The 17,704-nt window shown below is 41.2% G+C and carries 15 protein-coding genes; 4 read left to right on the top strand and 11 right to left on the bottom strand.

The window, feature by feature from the left end:
- The 4 genes from ctaE to cyoE form a co-directional block, all read right to left on the bottom strand.
- The gene (ctaE, locus tag NST73_RS07520; RefSeq protein ID WP_089374148.1) at positions 1-624 is read right to left on the bottom strand and encodes a cytochrome c oxidase subunit III; all 624 of its coding nucleotides are present in this window, start codon (positions 622-624) and stop codon (positions 1-3) included.
- A complete protein-coding gene (gene ctaD, locus NST73_RS07515) occupies positions 621-2,492 on the bottom strand; it encodes a cytochrome c oxidase subunit I (RefSeq protein ID WP_007499823.1) in 1,872 nt (623 codons plus the stop codon). Before ctaD ends, ctaE begins: the two co-directional genes overlap by 4 nt.
- 188 nt (positions 2,493-2,680) lie before the next feature.
- The gene (gene coxB / locus NST73_RS07510) at positions 2,681-3,748 is read right to left on the bottom strand and encodes a cytochrome c oxidase subunit II (protein ID WP_039168612.1); all 1,068 of its coding nucleotides are present in this window, start codon (positions 3,746-3,748) and stop codon (positions 2,681-2,683) included.
- 278 nt (positions 3,749-4,026) lie between these two features.
- Positions 4,027-4,944 (bottom strand): heme o synthase, encoded by a 918-nt coding sequence (gene cyoE, locus NST73_RS07505; protein ID WP_007499825.1) that lies wholly within the window; start codon positions 4,942-4,944, stop codon positions 4,027-4,029.
- Positions 4,945-5,333: 389 nt separating this feature from the next.
- On the opposite strand from cyoE, the gene NST73_RS07500 reads away from it, so the two are divergent.
- Positions 5,334-6,257 (top strand): heme A synthase, encoded by a 924-nt coding sequence (locus tag NST73_RS07500; RefSeq protein ID WP_024720295.1) that lies wholly within the window; start codon positions 5,334-5,336, stop codon positions 6,255-6,257.
- A gap of 39 nt (positions 6,258-6,296) precedes the next feature.
- Here the strand turns inward: NST73_RS07500 and NST73_RS07495 are convergent, their stop codons facing one another.
- The 5 genes from NST73_RS07495 to glsA form a co-directional block, all read right to left on the bottom strand.
- A complete protein-coding gene (locus NST73_RS07495; protein ID WP_146270188.1) occupies positions 6,297-7,730 on the bottom strand; it encodes a deoxyribodipyrimidine photo-lyase in 1,434 nt (477 codons plus the stop codon).
- 100 nt (positions 7,731-7,830) lie between these two features.
- Positions 7,831-11,277, bottom strand: a complete 3,447-nt coding sequence (gene pyc / locus NST73_RS07490; protein WP_041092203.1) for a pyruvate carboxylase — start codon at positions 11,275-11,277, stop codon at positions 7,831-7,833.
- 79 nt (positions 11,278-11,356) lie between these two features.
- Entirely contained in the window at positions 11,357-12,568 is a 1,212-nt protein-coding gene (gene ftsW, locus NST73_RS07485) for a putative lipid II flippase FtsW (RefSeq protein ID WP_008345051.1), read from the bottom strand.
- Positions 12,569-12,778: 210 nt separating this feature from the next.
- Complete coding sequence (locus NST73_RS07480; RefSeq protein WP_003212509.1) at positions 12,779-13,060, bottom strand: YlaN family protein; 282 nt, start codon at positions 13,058-13,060, stop codon at positions 12,779-12,781.
- 122 nt (positions 13,061-13,182) lie between these two features.
- Positions 13,183-14,112 carry a glutaminase A gene (gene glsA / locus NST73_RS07475; RefSeq protein WP_019743436.1) on the bottom strand — a complete coding sequence of 310 codons (930 nt, stop codon included), beginning with the start codon at positions 14,110-14,112 and terminating at the stop codon, positions 13,183-13,185.
- A gap of 120 nt (positions 14,113-14,232) precedes the next feature.
- Between glsA and NST73_RS07470 the strand changes: the two genes are divergently transcribed.
- Entirely contained in the window at positions 14,233-14,715 is a 483-nt protein-coding gene (locus NST73_RS07470) for a peptidyl-prolyl cis-trans isomerase (RefSeq protein WP_173407980.1), read from the top strand.
- Between the two features lie 15 nt (positions 14,716-14,730).
- Here the strand turns inward: NST73_RS07470 and NST73_RS07465 are convergent, their stop codons facing one another.
- Positions 14,731-16,053 carry a PhoH family protein gene (locus tag NST73_RS07465; RefSeq protein ID WP_259254357.1) on the bottom strand — a complete coding sequence of 441 codons (1,323 nt, stop codon included), beginning with the start codon at positions 16,051-16,053 and terminating at the stop codon, positions 14,731-14,733.
- 140 nt (positions 16,054-16,193) lie between these two features.
- On the opposite strand from NST73_RS07465, the gene NST73_RS07460 reads away from it, so the two are divergent.
- Together NST73_RS07460 and NST73_RS07455 are read left to right on the top strand one after the other, a co-directional pair.
- Positions 16,194-16,811, top strand: coding sequence for a YhcN/YlaJ family sporulation lipoprotein (locus tag NST73_RS07460; RefSeq protein ID WP_342499498.1), 618 nt, complete (start codon positions 16,194-16,196; stop codon positions 16,809-16,811).
- 308 nt (positions 16,812-17,119) lie between these two features.
- A complete protein-coding gene (locus NST73_RS07455; RefSeq protein ID WP_008345063.1) occupies positions 17,120-17,350 on the top strand; it encodes a YlaI family protein in 231 nt (76 codons plus the stop codon).
- Positions 17,351-17,379: 29 nt separating this feature from the next.
- Here NST73_RS07455 and NST73_RS07450 read toward each other — a convergent pair whose 3' ends face one another.
- Positions 17,380-17,703, bottom strand: coding sequence for a YlaH-like family protein (locus NST73_RS07450; RefSeq protein WP_007499841.1), 324 nt, complete (start codon positions 17,701-17,703; stop codon positions 17,380-17,382).
- Position 17,704 lies beyond the last annotated feature (1 nt).

The following is a 17,704-nucleotide window of genomic DNA, read 5'->3' as shown; positions in this document are numbered from 1 at the left end:
TTATCCCACCATTCCCATTAAATATACAACGGTAAAGATGAAGACCCACACAACATCAATGAAGTGCCAATAAAGGCTTGCCACATAATATTTTGGTGCATTGTATAAATCGAGTCCGCGTCTCATATTCCGAATCATCAGAGCGGTGATCCAGCAAAGTCCAAATGCGACGTGAGCCCCGTGTGTTCCAACAAGCGTATAGAAGGAAGAGCCAAGTGCAGAGCTCGTAATGGTAAATTCATACGCATGCACATAATGATAAAACTCATAAATTTCTACCCCTAAAAATCCAGCACCTAAAAGAACGGTTACACCTAGCCAAAGCTGCATTTTTTTAAAGGCAAAGTTTTTCATATGATACATAGCATACACACTCGTTAAACTGCTCGTTAACAGAAGCATTGTGGCAATAAAGACAAGTGTGAGGTCAAACATTTCAGTTGTTGTTGCGCCGCCTGCATTTGAATTTTTCAGCGCCAAATAAGTGGCAAACAAAGATGCAAACAGGACCGTTTCTCCCCCAAGAAACAACCAGAACCCGACGAACTTATTCTTTCCTTCTAACGTGGCTTTCTCAGGAGAAGCCGGAAAGGTTTCCGCTGTCATTTTTTGTGGTTCCATTATGCTTTCACCCCTTTGTCATCGTCATCCGTCAAATCTTCTTTGTGAATATGGTATCCATGATCATCTTTAAGAGAGCGAACGAGCATGGTCGCAAACGTGATCCCAAGACCAATGAAGATCACCGGTAGACCCCAGCTGTGTTCTTGACGATACATAAAACCAAACGCTGACACAAATAGACCGAATGAGATAATGATAGGCAAGATGGAATTATTCGGCATGTGAATATCATCGAGCGGTTCAGATGCTGTCATTCCTTTTTTACCATCCATTTTCTCAATCCATAATGGATCAAGTCCCCGTACAAGAGGCAGCTGCTTAAAGTTATATTCTGGCGGAGGTGAAGATACTGCCCATTCAAGCGTTCTTCCATCTCCCCAAGGATCGCCCGATACACGCTCCCCTTTTGCTGTCGTCCAGATGATATTAATCAGCATGATGACAACTGCTACAAACATGAACAGTGCCCCAATCGTACTGACCAAGTTCCCAAGGTCAAGACCCTGACCTGGTAAGAATGTAAAGACTCGGCGCGGCATGCCCCAAAGACCGAGAAAATGCTGGATAAAGAACGTTAAATGGAAACCGACGAAAAACAGCACAAAGCCAATTTTCCCAAGCTTCTCATTCAGTATTTTCCCAAACATCTTCGGCCACCAATAATGCACACCTGCTAAAATACCGAAGACCACACCACCGATAATGACATAGTGGAAATGCGCCACAACGAAGTACGTGTCATGGAACTGATAATCCGCTGCTGCTGCTGCAAGCATGACGCCGGTTACACCGCCAAGTAAGAATGACGGAATGAACGCAACGGAATATAGCATCGGCGTTGTAAACTTCACATTACCGCCCCATATGGTGAGCAACCAGTTAAATACTTTAATTCCAGTTGGCACCGCAATCGCCATTGTGGCTACGGCAAAGATCGCATTGGCAATTGGACCAAGTCCTGTTGTGAACATGTGATGCGCCCACACCATGAATCCAAGGAAACCAATTAATACAGTCGCAAACACCATGGACGAATAACCAAACAATCTTTTTCTTGCAAACACCGGAATGATCTCAGAGAAAATCCCAAATGCCGGCAAAATCAAGATATACACTTCTGGGTGTCCAAAAATCCAGAACAAATGCTCCCAGATGATTGTATTTCCGCCGAGCTCTGGATTAAAAAAGCTCGTATCAAACATTCGATCAAGCATCAGCATCGCAAGCCCTGCTGTCAGCGGCGGGAATGCGAATAAAATTAGTGCAGATGCCACAAACGTCGTCCAGGTAAAGAGCGGCATTCTCATATACGTCATACCTGGCGCTCTCATATTAATAATCGTTGCAAGAAAGTTGATTCCGGCAATTAGCGTACCAATACCCGCTATCTGCAACCCTAAAATATAGAAATCCATGCCGTGCCCTTCTGAATTCAGCGTGAGCGACGCATAGGCAGTCCAGCCTGCATCAGGTGCTCCGCCCATAAACCATCCAAGGTTTAAGAAAATACCTCCGAAAAAGAACAGCCAAAAACCAAGTGAATTCACAAATGGAAACGCTACGTCACGTGCACCAATTTGAATGGGTACAACCGCATTCATTAATGCAAATAAAAGCGGCATTGCTGCAAGGAAAATCATCGTTGTTCCATGCATCGTCATGACTTCATTGTAAAACCCTGCACTCACAAAATCATTTTCAGGGATGGCTAGCTGAATACGGATAATCATCGCTTCCAGGCCACCAATTAAAAAGAAAAATCCCCCTGCCACTAAATATAGTATGGCAATTTTTTTGTGGTCAACCGTCGTTAAGTAATCCCATAAGACAGCGCCAAACCCCCGCTTTTTAGCTATTGTACTCACCATGAAATCCCCCTCTTATCTCCCATTTGCCCCTTTTCATATCAATGTCTATCTTCACGTTCTAAAAACAGACTATATCTGACAGATGACTTATTCTTGGATGTAGAGACTTATTCGGGAGCTCTTAACAAAAACTTCACATAGATCGTATACCCTTTTGAATGTGCGCAACTTCAAGCTGCTCAAGGCATTTACTGTATTTTAAGACCTTTTAAATACTCGTAGAGTGCGTCTGCTTCTGAGTCATTTAGTTTAGGGTACGTCCCTGTCATCTTATTACCTGGTTTAAAGCTCTCTGGATCTTTCAGCCATGCTTTGACATTTTCTTTGTTCATGTCTTTAATTCCAGCTACTTTTGTCCGCTCTCCGAAGGTTGCAAGGTTTGGTGCAGTCCTTGCCGCCTCTGGCCGTTCATCTCCAGGCTCTACCGCATGACAGCTTAAACAGTTTTTCTCTTTAAAGAGTTTTTCACCCTCAAGGGCTAGATCTGACGTAGATGCAGGCTTCTTATAATCTGTCATCTTTTTCGTCCAGCCTAAAAACTCATCTTGAGAAAGCGTTTTAACTTTAAAGTCCATTAAAGCATGTGATGGACCACAAAGCTCTGCACATTTCCCATAGAAATATTCTCCAGCATCTTTCGTTCGTTTTGAGTCAAACGTTAAATAAAACTTGTTCTCGTTGTCTGTATTTGTATCAATTTTACCCCCAGCTGATGGAATCCAGAATGAGTGTTTCACATCAGATGCTTTCAGCTTAAAATAAACCTTTTGATCAGTTGGAACAATCAATTCCTGACTTGTCACAATCCCATAATCAGGGTATTCAAATTCCCACCAATATAAGCTGGCTCTTACATTCACTACAAGTGTCTTTTCAGGATCTCGTTTTTTCTTATCCATGGCGCTTGTATCCCCTAGCTCAAGCGTGTATGCCACAACAGGTACAACGAGAATAATGAGTAGAAGTATCGGAATCGCTGTCCACGTAATTTCGAGGTTACGGTTCCCTTCTACCTGTTTAGGAATCGTATCTTCTCCCACTTTAGAACGTTTGAATTTAATGATGACGTAAAAGAAAATGATCGATACAACAATAACGACAAGAACCATAATAAGTGTACTCAGTACCGTTAGGAAAAACTGTTTATCTGCTACTTCCCCAACTGGCTTGAGTGTTGATAAGTATGGTTCACCGCAGCCCGCCAAAACGAGCGTCAGTAAGAGAAACAGTGAATAAACACGCCATTTTCTTATCATAATTTGTCCCAACCCCTTTTGCTTGATCTCCTTTGCCTTTCGCTTTTACCTCTTATTTATAAAATCACCTTTCACCCATCCATAACCCCCGCCTCTTATAAAAGCACTTACATTTCCTCTTTTCATAAAAAAATGATGTTTTTACTCAAAATACCATCTATGTATAAACAGAAAGCCGCCTAAATAGAACTGAATATCAGGCGGCTTTCATAGTTGTAAGAAAATGTTGTGTTATAAGATATAGCCATTGTTTTGATGTGATCAAAGTGTATTTCACTCTAGAATAGTGTAATAATAATCATCGCAACGAAAAAGATCGTTAAGTAGTTTAATGAATAAACGAACATGAGTGTTGACCACTTCATGATATCTTTCATTTTAAAGCCCATAAGCCCAATGACGAGCCATCCAATGTTCAGCAATGTGCCAAGTGCGACAATCGGCCATCCTAATCCACCTAAGAAAAATGGAAGCGGAAGAAGACATGCTGTCCAAATGATGATTTGGCGTTTTGTGACTTCAAAGCCGTAAACAACTGGCAGCATTGGAATACCTGCTTTACGGTAATCTTCCGTTTTCTTAATCGCAAGTGATAAGAAATGCGGAATTTGCCAGATGAACATAATCATAAACAGGACCCAAGCCGTTGTGTCGATGGTGCCTGTAACAGCTGTCCAGCCAATTAATGGCGGAACCGCACCAGATACACTCCCAATGACTGTATTAATGGTGTAATGACGTTTAGACCACATCGTGTATAGAACTGCATAAGTAAAGACACCGATAAATCCAATCACTGCTGATGTAACAGTTGTCATCAGAAGCATAATCAGTCCAAGTACAACAAGCAGAATACCAAATGCATACGCTTGACCTGGCTGAACTTTACCTGTCACCGTCGGTCTTGTTTTTGTTCTTTCCATTAGTATATCAATATCACGGTCAAACGCATTATTAATGGCGCATGAACCGGCAATAATAAGAGAAGAACCAATCATTGTTAACAGCACAATATCAAGATTCCCAAGAAAACTCATATCTGTAAAATAAAAAGCAAGCCACATTCCAGTAAATGTTGTAATGAAATTGGAATTGACGATGCCCATTTTAATAAGAGCAAGAAAATCTTTTAAAGCGGTTGTTTCTTCTATTTGTCCATGAATAGCTGCTTCCGCGGCTGTTTTGGAATTTGCCAATGTGTATAACCTCCCTTGCCCAAACCTTCAAACGAACGAATAAAACGTAAAATCGTTACAACTCTATCATACAAGATAAAGAGCTGTAAAAAAACATCCTATTAAATAATAAACGACAAACTTGAAGTTATTTGTGAACTTTTCGTGAATTTATTAGGATGTGCGTTTCAGAAGGCGGTGCAAAATGAAATATTCTCTCCTCTATTTCTATCAGACTGTCAAAGAAAGATCAAGCACTCTAAATCTGTAAACTTTGTGAACTAACATATCATTTTTTTGTGAACTTTGGTCATTATGAATTGCAACAGAACACGCATTTGGCTTAAACTTGAGAGCATGTGAGGTTTTCATTTAGATCAGAAGTTATTTAGAGAAGGTGAAATCATTTGATGAAATTTGCTTTAAGGTTATTGAGCGTTGTCACAACATTTGTGATGCTGATCGTTCTGATTGGCGGTGCGCTTGTGACGAAAACTGGCTCCGGTCTTGGCTGCGGCAGACAATGGCCCCTTTGCCACGGTCGTTTCTTTCCAGAAATGAACCCTGCTTCCATTATCGAATGGAGCCACCGCATGTCAACAGGAGTTTCCACCATTCTTGTATTGGCACTGGCGGTCTTATGCTGGAAAAAAATCAGTCCAGTATTCCGTGAAACCAAATTTTTGGTCATCATGTCCATTATATTCTTACTGCTTCAAGCGCTGTTAGGGGCACTCGCCGTTGTGTTTGGTTCTAACGCACTTGTCATGGCACTGCACTTCGGTATTTCACTGATTTCTTTTGCTTCCGTTTTACTGCTGGCACTACTTGTGTTTGAAGCCACCAGATCTGAAACAAAGCTTGTGAAGCCGCTTCATATCGGCAAAAGAATGCAGTTCCATATTTATGGGTTGATCACATATACGTATATTGTGGTGTATACGGGCGCCTATGTGAGACATACAAAATCAAGTCTTGCATGCTCTGTCTTCCCATTTTGTTCAAAAGACGGCGCACTTCCAGCGTATTTTAATCAATGGGTTCAAATGTCTCACCGAGCAGCAGCCCTTCTTTTATTCGTTTGGATATTTGTTGCGATGTTCCATGCCCTTAAACATTATAAAGAACAAAAGCAGCTGTATTATGGATGGATCATTTCAGCCATTCTGATTACACTTCAAGCGATCTCAGGTGTCATGTCTGTTTATTCTCAGCTCGCACTCGGTTATGCGCTTGCTCATTCATTCTTTATTTCTTGTTTGTTTGGGGTACTATGCTACTTCTGCTTACTCATTGCCCGGTTTAAATATGAAAATAGAGAGCCTTTCAGATAAACATACAATCCCCCTTTCATCCGAAAAGGGGGATTTCTTTCATGTTTGTTTCGCTTCTTCAAATAGCGAAATGGCCTTTTTTCGTCTTTCTTGATGATCGACTGTAGGCAGAGGATATGTATCCCCCAGCACACATCCCGATTTCATTTGCTCATCTATCGGCATTTTACTCGGTTCATGAATCCATTTTTCATTCACATGCTTTAGTTCTGGTACATACCTTCTAATATATTCTCCGCTTGGATCAAATCGTTTCGACTGGGTCGTTGGGTTAAAAATACGGAAGTAAGGAACAGCATCCGTTCCGACAGAGGCTGCCCACTGAAATCCTCCAATATTCGAAGCCTCGTCATAGTCGACAAGTTTTCTCGCGAAATACGCTTCGCCCATTCTCCAATCGATGAGATAATCTTTTGTCAGGAATGAAGCCGTCACCATTCTCAAACGGTTATGCATCCAGCCTTCTTCATTTAACTGTCTCATCCCAGCGTCAACGAGTGGGAAGCCTGTTTGTCCTTTACACCAAGCTTCAAAAAGTGTCTGATCATCATTCCATTTTATATGTTGAAAGGAGGCGTTGATTTCTTTTTCTTTCATCTCTGGATAATGCGCAAAGATCATATGATAAAAATCACGCCACGCTAGCTCTTTCATAAATGTTTCCTTGCCCTTATCTTCAAAAAGTTCTTCCTCATTGACTGCATGAAAGATCGTGCGAATAGAAATGGTCCCGGTTTTTAAAAACCGAGACAGCTTGCTCGTCCCAAAAACAGACGGAATATCTCGTTTCTCGTGATAATGCGTCAATCTTTCTTGAATAAAGCCGCCTAGCGTGCTCATCGCTTTGTCTGATCCAATCTGATCGAATTTCCTTGTACATTTCTTGATGATGTCCCTTAGTTTCTCATCTCCCTTTTCAGAAAGTGACTCATCACAAATCGTATGCTTGCTGCTCAGAAATGATTTGTCAACTTTTATCACAGACTGCTTCTCCTGCTTCCGCCACGCTTGATAGTATGGAGTAAACACTTGATAATGAGTCCCATCCGCTTTTAAAATATCTCTCGCCCCATGCAGATGCGTATCTTGCCACTTTGACACATGAATGCCCTTTTCTTCTAAGAAACAGGTCACTTGCTCATCACGAATTCGACCATTTCCTACTTCGTCCTCATTAAAAAAGACCGCATTGATGTCATAAGCATTCATGAGCTTTTGAAAAGCGGACAAAATATCATCATGAATGAGATGAACATACATGTGAGATTCTCTCGCTTCCTTGACGAAATTGGCCAAGTTTTGAAAGAAATGTTCGTTGTTCAAATCCAGTTCCATTTCTGTAAAAAATGGATCTAGATGATAAAAAGCAAATAATCGGTACTGATGTTTTTTTGCATATGTGATCGCTTTTGATAAGGCGATATGATCATCCAATCGCATATCTCGGCGAAACCAAATCACGACAATTTCCACTCTTTCTTCACCTCATTCTATAGTGTAATCACTCTAGCGGACGGCTGCACATTTTAATGCGCTCAAAAAAAGACACATCCAAATGGATGTGTCTCACTCATTATTCAGGCTTTAAGACAATCAACAGATCTCCAGTTTGAATCCCTTCTCCATTCGTGACATGAATTTCATCCACGACTGCTGAGAACGGTGCTTGTACCGTCGTTTCCATTTTCATCGCTTCATTGATCATCAAATGCTCACCTTGTGAAATTTTCTGTCCTTTTTCAACAAGTACTTTGATGACAGTGCCTGGCATTGATGCCGCAATGTGATTTGGATTTGAGCGATCTGCCTTCATTTTTTCTTGAACGGAGGATTTGATGCTTTCATCCTTAATGACCACTTCACGCGGCTGTCCATTCAGTTCAAAGTAAAGCACTCTTGTAGCGTCCGGATTCGGTTCTCCAATGGACACGAGTTTGACAATGAGGGTTTTCCCTTTTTCAATTTCCACCTCAATTTCTTCACCAAGTCTCATGCCGTAGAAGAAGGTAGGTGTGTCAAGAACAGAGATATCTCCATAGCTTTCTGCTGTTTGAACAAATTCAGAAAAGACTTTCGGGTATAAAGCATATGCAATGGCATCTTGTTCTGTCAACGTCAGATCATGTGATTCTTTGAACTGCTTTTTGATCTCTTCAAAGTCCACAGGCTTCAGTTTCTCACCCGGTCTGACAGTAAGCGGCTCCTCCCCTTTTAAAATCAGCTTTTGCAGCTTTTCTGGGAATCCGCCATGAGGCTGCCCTAAATAACCTTTAAACAATTCAACAACCGAATCTGGGAAATCCAGTGTTGCTCCTTTTTCATAAACATCCTCTTCTGTCAGATCGTTTTGCACCATATAAAGTGCCATATCTCCGACCACTTTAGAAGACGGTGTCACTTTCACAATGTCACCAAACATGTCATTTACACGTCTGTACATTTCTTTTACTTCATTCCAGCGTTCGCCAAGGCCGACCCCTTTCGCCTGCTGCTGCAGGTTACTATACTGACCGCCAGGCATTTCATGCTCATAAATTTCTGTATGCGGTGAATTCATTCCGCTTTCAAACTCATGATAATATTTTCTGACGGAATCCCAATATTGAGAAAGACGTTCAACCGCTTGAACATTCATTTCTGGCTTTCTTTCATGTCCGTCTAAAGCATAATATAATGAGCTCGCACTTGGTTGTGATGTGAGCCCCGCCATAGAGCTGACAGCAACATCAACAATATCAACACCTGCATCAATCGCTCTTGCATAGGTGAAGAGTCCATTTCCACTCGTATCGTGTGTATGAAGATGGATTGGAATCGTGAGCTCGTCTTTTAGAGCCGATACAAGCTCATAAGCCGCTTGCGGTTTTAATAATCCCGCCATATCTTTAATGCCTAAAATATGAGCGCCTGCGGATTCAAGCTCCTTCGCAAGAGAGACATAATATTTCAAATCATATTTCGGACGTGATGGATCAAGAATATCACCTGTATAACAAATCGCTGCCTCTGCCACTTTGCCGGATTCACGAACAGAATCAATGGCAAGCGTCATGCCTTTGACCCAGTTTAGGCTGTCAAAAATACGGAAGACATCAATGCCTGCCTCTGCCGATTCCTTTACAAATGCTTTAATCACATTATCCGCATAGTTTGTATATCCAACAGCGTTTGATGATCTTAATAGCATTTGGAACAAAGTGTTTGGCACTTCTTGACGAAGCTCTTTCAATCTTTCCCAAGGATCTTCTTTCAAGAAACGATATGCCACATCAAATGTAGCGCCGCCCCACATTTCCATACTGAATAACTCTGGCCATAAACCTGCTGTTGGCTGAGCAACTTTCTTTAAGTCGTGTGTTCTAAAGCGTGTTGCAAGCAGGGATTGATGTGCGTCTCTAAAGGTTGTATCCGTTAAGAGTACACCGCTTTGCTCTTTCACCCAATTGGCGAGCCCCTCAGGTCCATGCTTGTCTAACAATTGTTTTGTTCCAGAAGGAATCGTTTCATGGACAGCAAGTTTCGGCACATTTGGTTGATCAAAATGAGGCTTCTTATTTTCCGAAATACCAGGGAACCCATTAATGGTAACGTTACCAATATAAGTAAGCATTTTCGTTCCGCGGTCTTTTTGCTTAGGGAAGTTAAATAGCTCAGGTGTTGAATCAATAAACGATGTATCATATTCCCCTCTTAGAAACTTCTCGTGCTTTGCAACGTTTTCAAGAAACGGAATATTTGTTTTAATACCGCGAATCCTGAATTCTTGTAAATTTCGGACCATTTTAGCCGCAGCTTGATCAAATGTAAGTGCCCAAGTTGACAGCTTGACCAACAGTGAATCGTAATAAGGTGTAATCACCGCACCTTGGAAGCTGTTCCCTGTATCAAGACGTACACCAAAACCACCGCCTGAACGGTAAGCCATGATTTTTCCTGTATCTGGCATAAAATCATTCAAAGGATCTTCTGTTGTGACCCTTGATTGAATGGCAAATCCATGTGTAAAGATATCTTCTTGTTTTGGTATCCCGACTTCTTTGCTGTGGAGGTCATGTCCTTTTGCGACAAGAATTTGGGTTTGGACGATATCGACACCTGTGATCATTTCTGTGATCGTGTGTTCCACTTGGACCCTAGGATTGACTTCAATAAAATAAAACTCCCCATTTGCCACTAGGAATTCTACAGTCCCTGCATTGATATACGATACATTCTGGGCCAGCTGAACAGCCGCTTCACAGATGTCTTCACGTAATTGATTAGAAAGAGACACACTTGGCGCAACCTCAATGACTTTTTGATGACGCCTTTGAACAGAGCAGTCACGCTCGTATAAATGAATGATATTGCCGTGATTGTCTCCAATCACCTGCACTTCAATATGTTTCGGATTTTCAATCAACTTTTCAACATATACTTCGTCATTTCCAAAAGCCGCTTTCGCCTCTGACTTTGCACGGTCATAGGCTTCGTTCAGCTCCTCTTTTGATCTGACAATCCGCATACCTCGGCCGCCGCCTCCAAGTGAAGCTTTAATAATAAACGGGTAGCCGTATTCTTCACCGAATTTTTCGACTTCTTTGACCGAATCAACTGGCCCGTCACTTCCTGGAATGACTGGAATTCCAGCTTTTTTCGCTTCATCTCTCGCTTTTACTTTATCTCCAAACATATCTAAATGTTGAGAAGTTGGGCCGATGAATTGGATGCCTTCCTCTTCGCATCGTCTTGCAAAATGAATGTTTTCAGATAAAAATCCGTATCCTGGATGAATCGCATCCACGTCATTTCGTTTTGCAATTTCGATGATCCCCTCGATATCAAGGTAGGCATCAATCGGCTTTTTCCCTTCTCCAACTAGATATGCTTCATCGGCTTTATAGCGATGATAAGAGCCCGAGTCTTCTTTGGAGTAAATGGCCACTGTACGTAAGTTGAGCTCCGTACAGGCCCTAAAGACTCTGATAGCGATTTCCCCTCTGTTTGCAACTAGAACCTTTTGAATTGTTCTCTGTGACATTCTCACTCCTCCATATCCCTTAAAATTTTATATGTACTCTATAATAAAGGAAGAAATGAAAACTGTACACTTTTGTTTTCTAAAGATTCAAAGTTTTCTGCAATCCATTTTTTTGAATCGATGGTTTGCTGATTGATTTTTTCTTTTTATAACGCTCTTTATATTCAGTAAACATGCTGATATTCAGCAATATTCCCATACATCCACTCAGTAAAATGATAGAGGATCCCCCGTAGCTGATAAACGGAAGTGTGACCCCAGTGATCGGAATGAGGCCTGAAACACCGCCCAAATTAATACACGTTTGGATGGCAATCATTGAAGAAATTCCTATTGCAAGCAAACTTCCAAACGGATCTTCACACTTTCTCGCAATGTAAAAACCTTTCACAACAATAAAGCCAAGGAGAGCAAGGACAAAAAATACACCGAAAAAACCAAGCTCTTCCGAGATAATTGCCATGATAAAATCTGTATGTGGTTCTGGAAGGTATCCATACTTTTGTACACTCTCTCCAAGACCAAGCCCAAAAAAGCCGCCTGACCCAATCGCATAATATGAATTAATCAATTGATGCCCAGAAGCGCCTGCGTCTTTAAATGGATCTTGGAAACTCTCAAAACGTCCAAGACGATTCTGCGTGAAAATTTTATCCCAAAAAAGAATAATAAACGGTGTCACAACAACCATCACCGCACTAAATAAAGCGAGCAGCTTGGCCAGCGTTTTACCGCTAAACCCTGAGCATAAAATCATCGCAAGGGCAATCATACCAATGATAAAAGCTGTCCCATAGTCTGGCTGCAAAATAATAAATCCGCATAGGATGGAGACAACCACAATTGGAGGTGTAACCCCTCTTAAAATATGGTCAATATAATGCTGCTTCTTTGCATAGACAGCAGCAAGATAAATGATGACAACGATCTTCACGAATTCCGCTGGCTGAAGACTAAAAGGTCCAAATTTGATCCAACTTCTAGCATTCCCTGCAATGTGACCGCCAAAGTACACATAAATGAGAGAAAACACAGATAGCAAAAGCATCACAATTTGGAATCTTTTATTTAAGAGCAGCTGATACGGAATGAGGGCTGTAAAAATCAAGATGACCGCCCCGACAATCATAAATAAAAGCTGTTTCTTGAAAAAATTATCTGGCGCAGCATCATATCTGATCACAGATGTAATCATACTTGAGCTATACACCATCACCAAGCCGAATGCGCTAATTAATATAATGGCGAACAATAATGAGTAGTCATACGATTTTAGCATTCTCTTTAACATATAATCCTCTTCCTAACGTCTATTTCTACTGCTTGATATTCTCTTCTCTTAGCTGTTCTTATTCTACTACATTTTCTCCGTTTGATCCCGTTTTACCTCTTTATATTGTTCGTCTTTCATGAGACAATCAAGTCCGTTTGGCATCAATCAAAATAAAAAGGCGGACAAAAAAACTCAAACTTATGTTGTGGAAGTTTGAGTTTTCAATCATTATTTTTTTGTGAACGCATCATGAAGTGCGGACAGTTCTCTCTCAAGTTTATCGAGTAGTTTTTTGCCTTCATGTTGATCAACTAATCCAAGCCGGACAGCGAAATCAATTTCTCTCGATAATCCGAACATTTGAGTATCTAAAACCTCTTCATAAAGAGGACATTGCGGCATCGTTAAGTTGTCCATTTGCACTTGGATCAATTTTAAAATTTTATCTGCATCCAATTTTAATAAAGCCAGTGCTTTTTGCCGATGATCGACTAAAATTTCTGACGCCAAAAGTATCCCTCCGTTCCCCAGGCGAGTACCTAATTCTTCTATTTATCATAAAGCGAAACGCCCAAAATTGCAAGCAGATTTGTACAGTTCGCTCTGTAAAAATAAAAAGAAGCCATTCGTCATTAAAAGATACTCATCTCATATTTTTCACTCATGAGTTCAAGCAGCTTAATACCCGCAATACTATTCCCTTTTTCATCCAAAGCAGGCCCAAATATACCTATCCCAAAGTCGTATGGCGCCGCCCCCATAATTCCGCCTGAAACACCACTTTTAGCAGGGATTCCGATATTGATCGCAAATTCCCCGCTCGCATTGTACATACCGCATGTGACCATAAACGTTTTACAAATTCTAGCAACATCTTTCGAAAGGATTTGCTTTCCTGTCTCTGGATGCCTGCCATCTAATGAAAAAACACACGCGATCTTCGCCAAATCCAGGCTATTCATCATGACGGCGCACTGCTTCGTATAGACATCCATCACCTCTTCTACATTCCCTTTAATGATATGATATTGCTTCATATAATAGCACATTGCGCGGTTAATCATTGATGTTTCAAATTCGGATGCAGCTGTTTCTTTGCAATATGTAATGGTGGTGTCATTGGCAAGCTCTCTAATAAAACCAAGCAGCCGGTTCAGCTGATCTTGCGGCGTTGCCCCTCTTATTAAACTTGTAACGGCAAGCGCTCCTGCATTAATCATTGGGTTAAGCGGCTTATTGGGGCTTGCAGTCTCTAGTTTAATCATCGAATTAAACGGGTCGCCAGTCGGTTCTTGTCCAACATATTGAAACACTTTTTTCGGTCCTTCTTCTGAGAGCACGAGCGCCAGTGCTAATACTTTTGAAATACTTTGCAGGGTGAATCGTTTATCAACATCTCCCGCTGAGTGGCACGTATTACTCACATGATAAACAGCGACAGATAAATCCGATTGATCCGCTTTACCGAGTGCCGGAATATAGGATGCTACCTTTCCATTTTTGGCCACCTTTTTTGCCTCTTCTACAAATCGCTGAAGCTCTTCATTGTCACGACATGCCATGTCCAAAATCCTCCCTATTTTTCGTCTAATCGTAGTGTGTACAAGGAAGTGCATGTTTATGAAAGTGACAAAGCGGGCGAAAACTTCTATAATTTATGTTGGAAAGGGGTTGTCTTGAACATGAGCATTATTCAAATCAAGGGGAACGTACAATACAAGATCACCATTGATCCGAGTGTATGGATTTTTGATGACCGTAAATTTTTAATGGATTCATTTTTTGAGAAAAGTGCAGCAAGCGAAGAGCAGCAGCTAGATCAGGAGCTCGATCAAGAGCGGGTCATAAGAGAAGGTCAAACACTTCCACCCACATTAAAAACAGAGAAAAAGTACGAAAAAGAAAGGCTTGTCACAGGCAGCTTCGGGATGAAACTTGGCGACATGATAAAAAATGCAGAACCGCTCAAACAAGCGGAGACGTGTGAATTTGTCACAGAAACAGAAACAATTGCTGTTCCGCTCTCTAAGGCGATGGATAGCATTGCCCATTTCAGCCAAAATGGAAAGCCTATAACAGAAGAAGGACCAATCCACGTCTATTTCGAGGATCAGTCCAACATCACTCAGCCGATTAAAGGCGTCAAAGAGTTAATCATTACATAAGATGACGGGTCTGGACTATAATAAATCAGCTGCAAGCTGTGCAAGTCCAGACCTTTCTCCTTTGACAAGCTTGACATGTCCAGATATTTGCTGCCCTTTGAAACGCTCAATGACATATGTGAGCCCATTATTTAAGCTGTCTAAATAAGGGTGATCTATCTGCTCTGGGTCTCCCATGAGCACAATTTTACTTCCCTCACCAACCCGCGTTAATAATGTTTTTACTTCGTGTTTTGTTAAATTTTGCGCCTCATCGATAATGATAAATTGATCAGGGATACTTCTCCCGCGAATATACGTTAAAGCTTCCACTTGAATTGAACCGATGCCCGCTAGTATCGCATCGAGTTCACCAGGTTTTTTTGTGTTAAATAAAAATTCTAGGTTGTCATAGATCGGCTGCATCCACGGTCTGAGTTTCTCTTCTTTTTCGCCTGGCAAATACCCTAAGTCCTTACCAACAGGAACAATGGAGCGGGCCACGATGAGCTTTTTAAACATGCCGAGGTCCTCTGTCTGCATTAATCCAGCAGCAAGTGCAAGCAGTGTCTTTCCTGTTCCCGCTTTTCCGATAAGTGTCACAAGCGGAATATCGCGGCGTAAAAGTAACTCAAGCGCCATCGTTTGCTGGACATTTTTTGGGCGAATTCCCCAAATATGTTCTTGGTCATAAATAAGCCGTTTTACATGCTCTGCTTTTTGATCAAGCATCCCCAAAGCAGAACCACCTTCATTTCCCTTCATAATGATAAATTGATGAGGGTTTAATGGCGCCTGGGTGACTTCTTTTATCGGTAACTGATTTTGCTTATAAAATGTATTCAGCTGCTCAGTCGGAATATAGAGCTCGTGATAGCCGTTATCAATGTCTTCATTTTGTAGCACTCGATCGCTTAAGAAATCCTCTGCTTGCAGACCAATGGCATCCGCCTTTACTCGCACTAGGACATCTTTGCTGACCAAAATAACAGGCCGGCCATCCGGTTTTGTTTCTTCCTCTAGGCTCAAATTCTTCGCAACAGCCAAAATTCGGTTATCGTTTGTTTTTTCGATGAAAATTTCTTGAAGTTCATGGAAAGAGCGATGATTCAGCTCAATACGCAGCGTTCCTTTTGACTCCAGCGTAATTTTTTCATGCAGTCTCCCTTTCGATCTCAACCCGTCGATTAAACGTGAGACACGTCGTGCATTTTGCCCAACCTCGTCCATATATCTTTTTTTCGAGTCTACTTCTTCTAACACTACGGCCGGAATCACGACCTCGTTGTCTTCAAATGAAAAGATTGAATTCGGATCCTGTAATAACACATTTGTGTCTAATACATAAATTTTACTCAGGTCCTTCGCCTCCTGATCGGGGTTTCATTCATCCTTGTCTTTCCAAAAACGATTGTTAAAATATATGTTTTCATGAATAAAGTTAGAAGGTTAATTCAACAATAAAATAAATCATGCAGTTTGTGAAGGAGGGAATACACATGCGACTATTTTTGACGTTATTCATGGTTCAAACCATTCTTTTATTAGGCGCTTGCCAGCATCAAGAGAAGCCTTTGGCACAAGAACATCAAGACGGAAACAAGCATTTAGTAAGAGTATCAGACTCATCCAAGAAAAACACTGACAAAGCCCGCCCATCAACAGATGTGGCAAAGCACCTAGTGAATGTGACTGAGCATGTAGCAGATGTAAATGACGCAACAGCAATCGTCATCGGCAAGTATGCTGTCGTCGGCATTGATGTAAAAGATGATTTAGATAGAAGCAAAGTTGAAACCATTAAATATTCAGTCGCCAAAGCACTGAAAAATGACCCAGAAGGTGCGAATGCTGTTGTCGTCGCTGACCCTGATACAGTGAGCCGTTTAAAGGAAATGGGCAAAGAAATACAAGCTGGCAGGCCAGTAAGTGGAATTATGGACGAATTAGCAGCTATTGTGGGCCGTGTTATGCCAGAAATGCCTCGAAATGAAATCGACCGTAACGAAATAGATACGACAAATGATCCGAATCATCAGCTCAAACAACAAGATCAAAAGCAATTAGAAAAAAACCAAAATGATCAATCAAACCATCATATGAATCAGAAGAAATAATGAGAACGGCTTATATCTCTTGTGATATAATCATCAGATTGTTGACAAAGGGCTAAAATGAACTTTATTTTGGCTCTTTGTCTTCTTTTCAGCGTGATAGAAAACCTTTGCAGTCTAGGAAGGACGAGCATCGGCGCGGAGCGAATTTGACATTCGTGAGCACCGAAGCGCAGGACTGACACCGAATGCGAGGGTTTGTCTACACGCTGCGGCTTATATCTCTTGTGATATAAGCCTTTTTTATGCTGATTTTAAGTGGCTCAAAAAACATGCTATAATGAAGGCATGACCAAAGTGAGGTGAAAATGATGAGAGTGAAGTGCTCATTATGTGAAAAGCTTGAAACCATTAATGATGATACACTTGTTGCTAAACGGTTAAGAAATCGACCGATTCATACATATATGTGCGATGACTGCCAGGAAAGAATTAAAGTAAAGACAGAGGCACGCATCAAAACTGGCAGATTCTCTCTTTATCAAGATCCTGCGACGAAAGAGAAAAAGAAGAAAAAAGGAAAAAAAGAACAGAAGACGTAAAAAAGACCTGACACAAGTTCAGGTCTTTTTTACGTACTTACTGTTCCTTCTTTTTTCGCACGATGCAGCCGTATTTTATAAATAATCAAAATGACAGCTGCCACAACCAGGCCTTCTGCGACTGGCAAGAAGATACCTAGAAATGTGAGAAACGTGCAGCCAAAAATCAAAAACAAATAAATGACAAGTGCTTTTAAAATCGGTAAACGTCTAGCAAAGCCGAGTTTAAAAACAATAATCGCTAAAACAAGGATGGTGCCATATAAGAGCCACATCCCTGTTTGCGGATTTTCATCGACACGAAACAGCATCGCGAAAAAGGATAGATTCTCACTTACTTCCTGATCATTCAAA

Origin of the sequence: Bacillus sp. FSL W7-1034 (assembly GCF_038593365.1) — a bacterium.
Lineage (GTDB): Bacteria > Bacillota > Bacilli > Bacillales > Bacillaceae > Bacillus > Bacillus altitudinis.
Note: the sequence above shows the minus strand (reverse complement) of the source record. Positions and strands in the feature narration are given on the sequence as shown.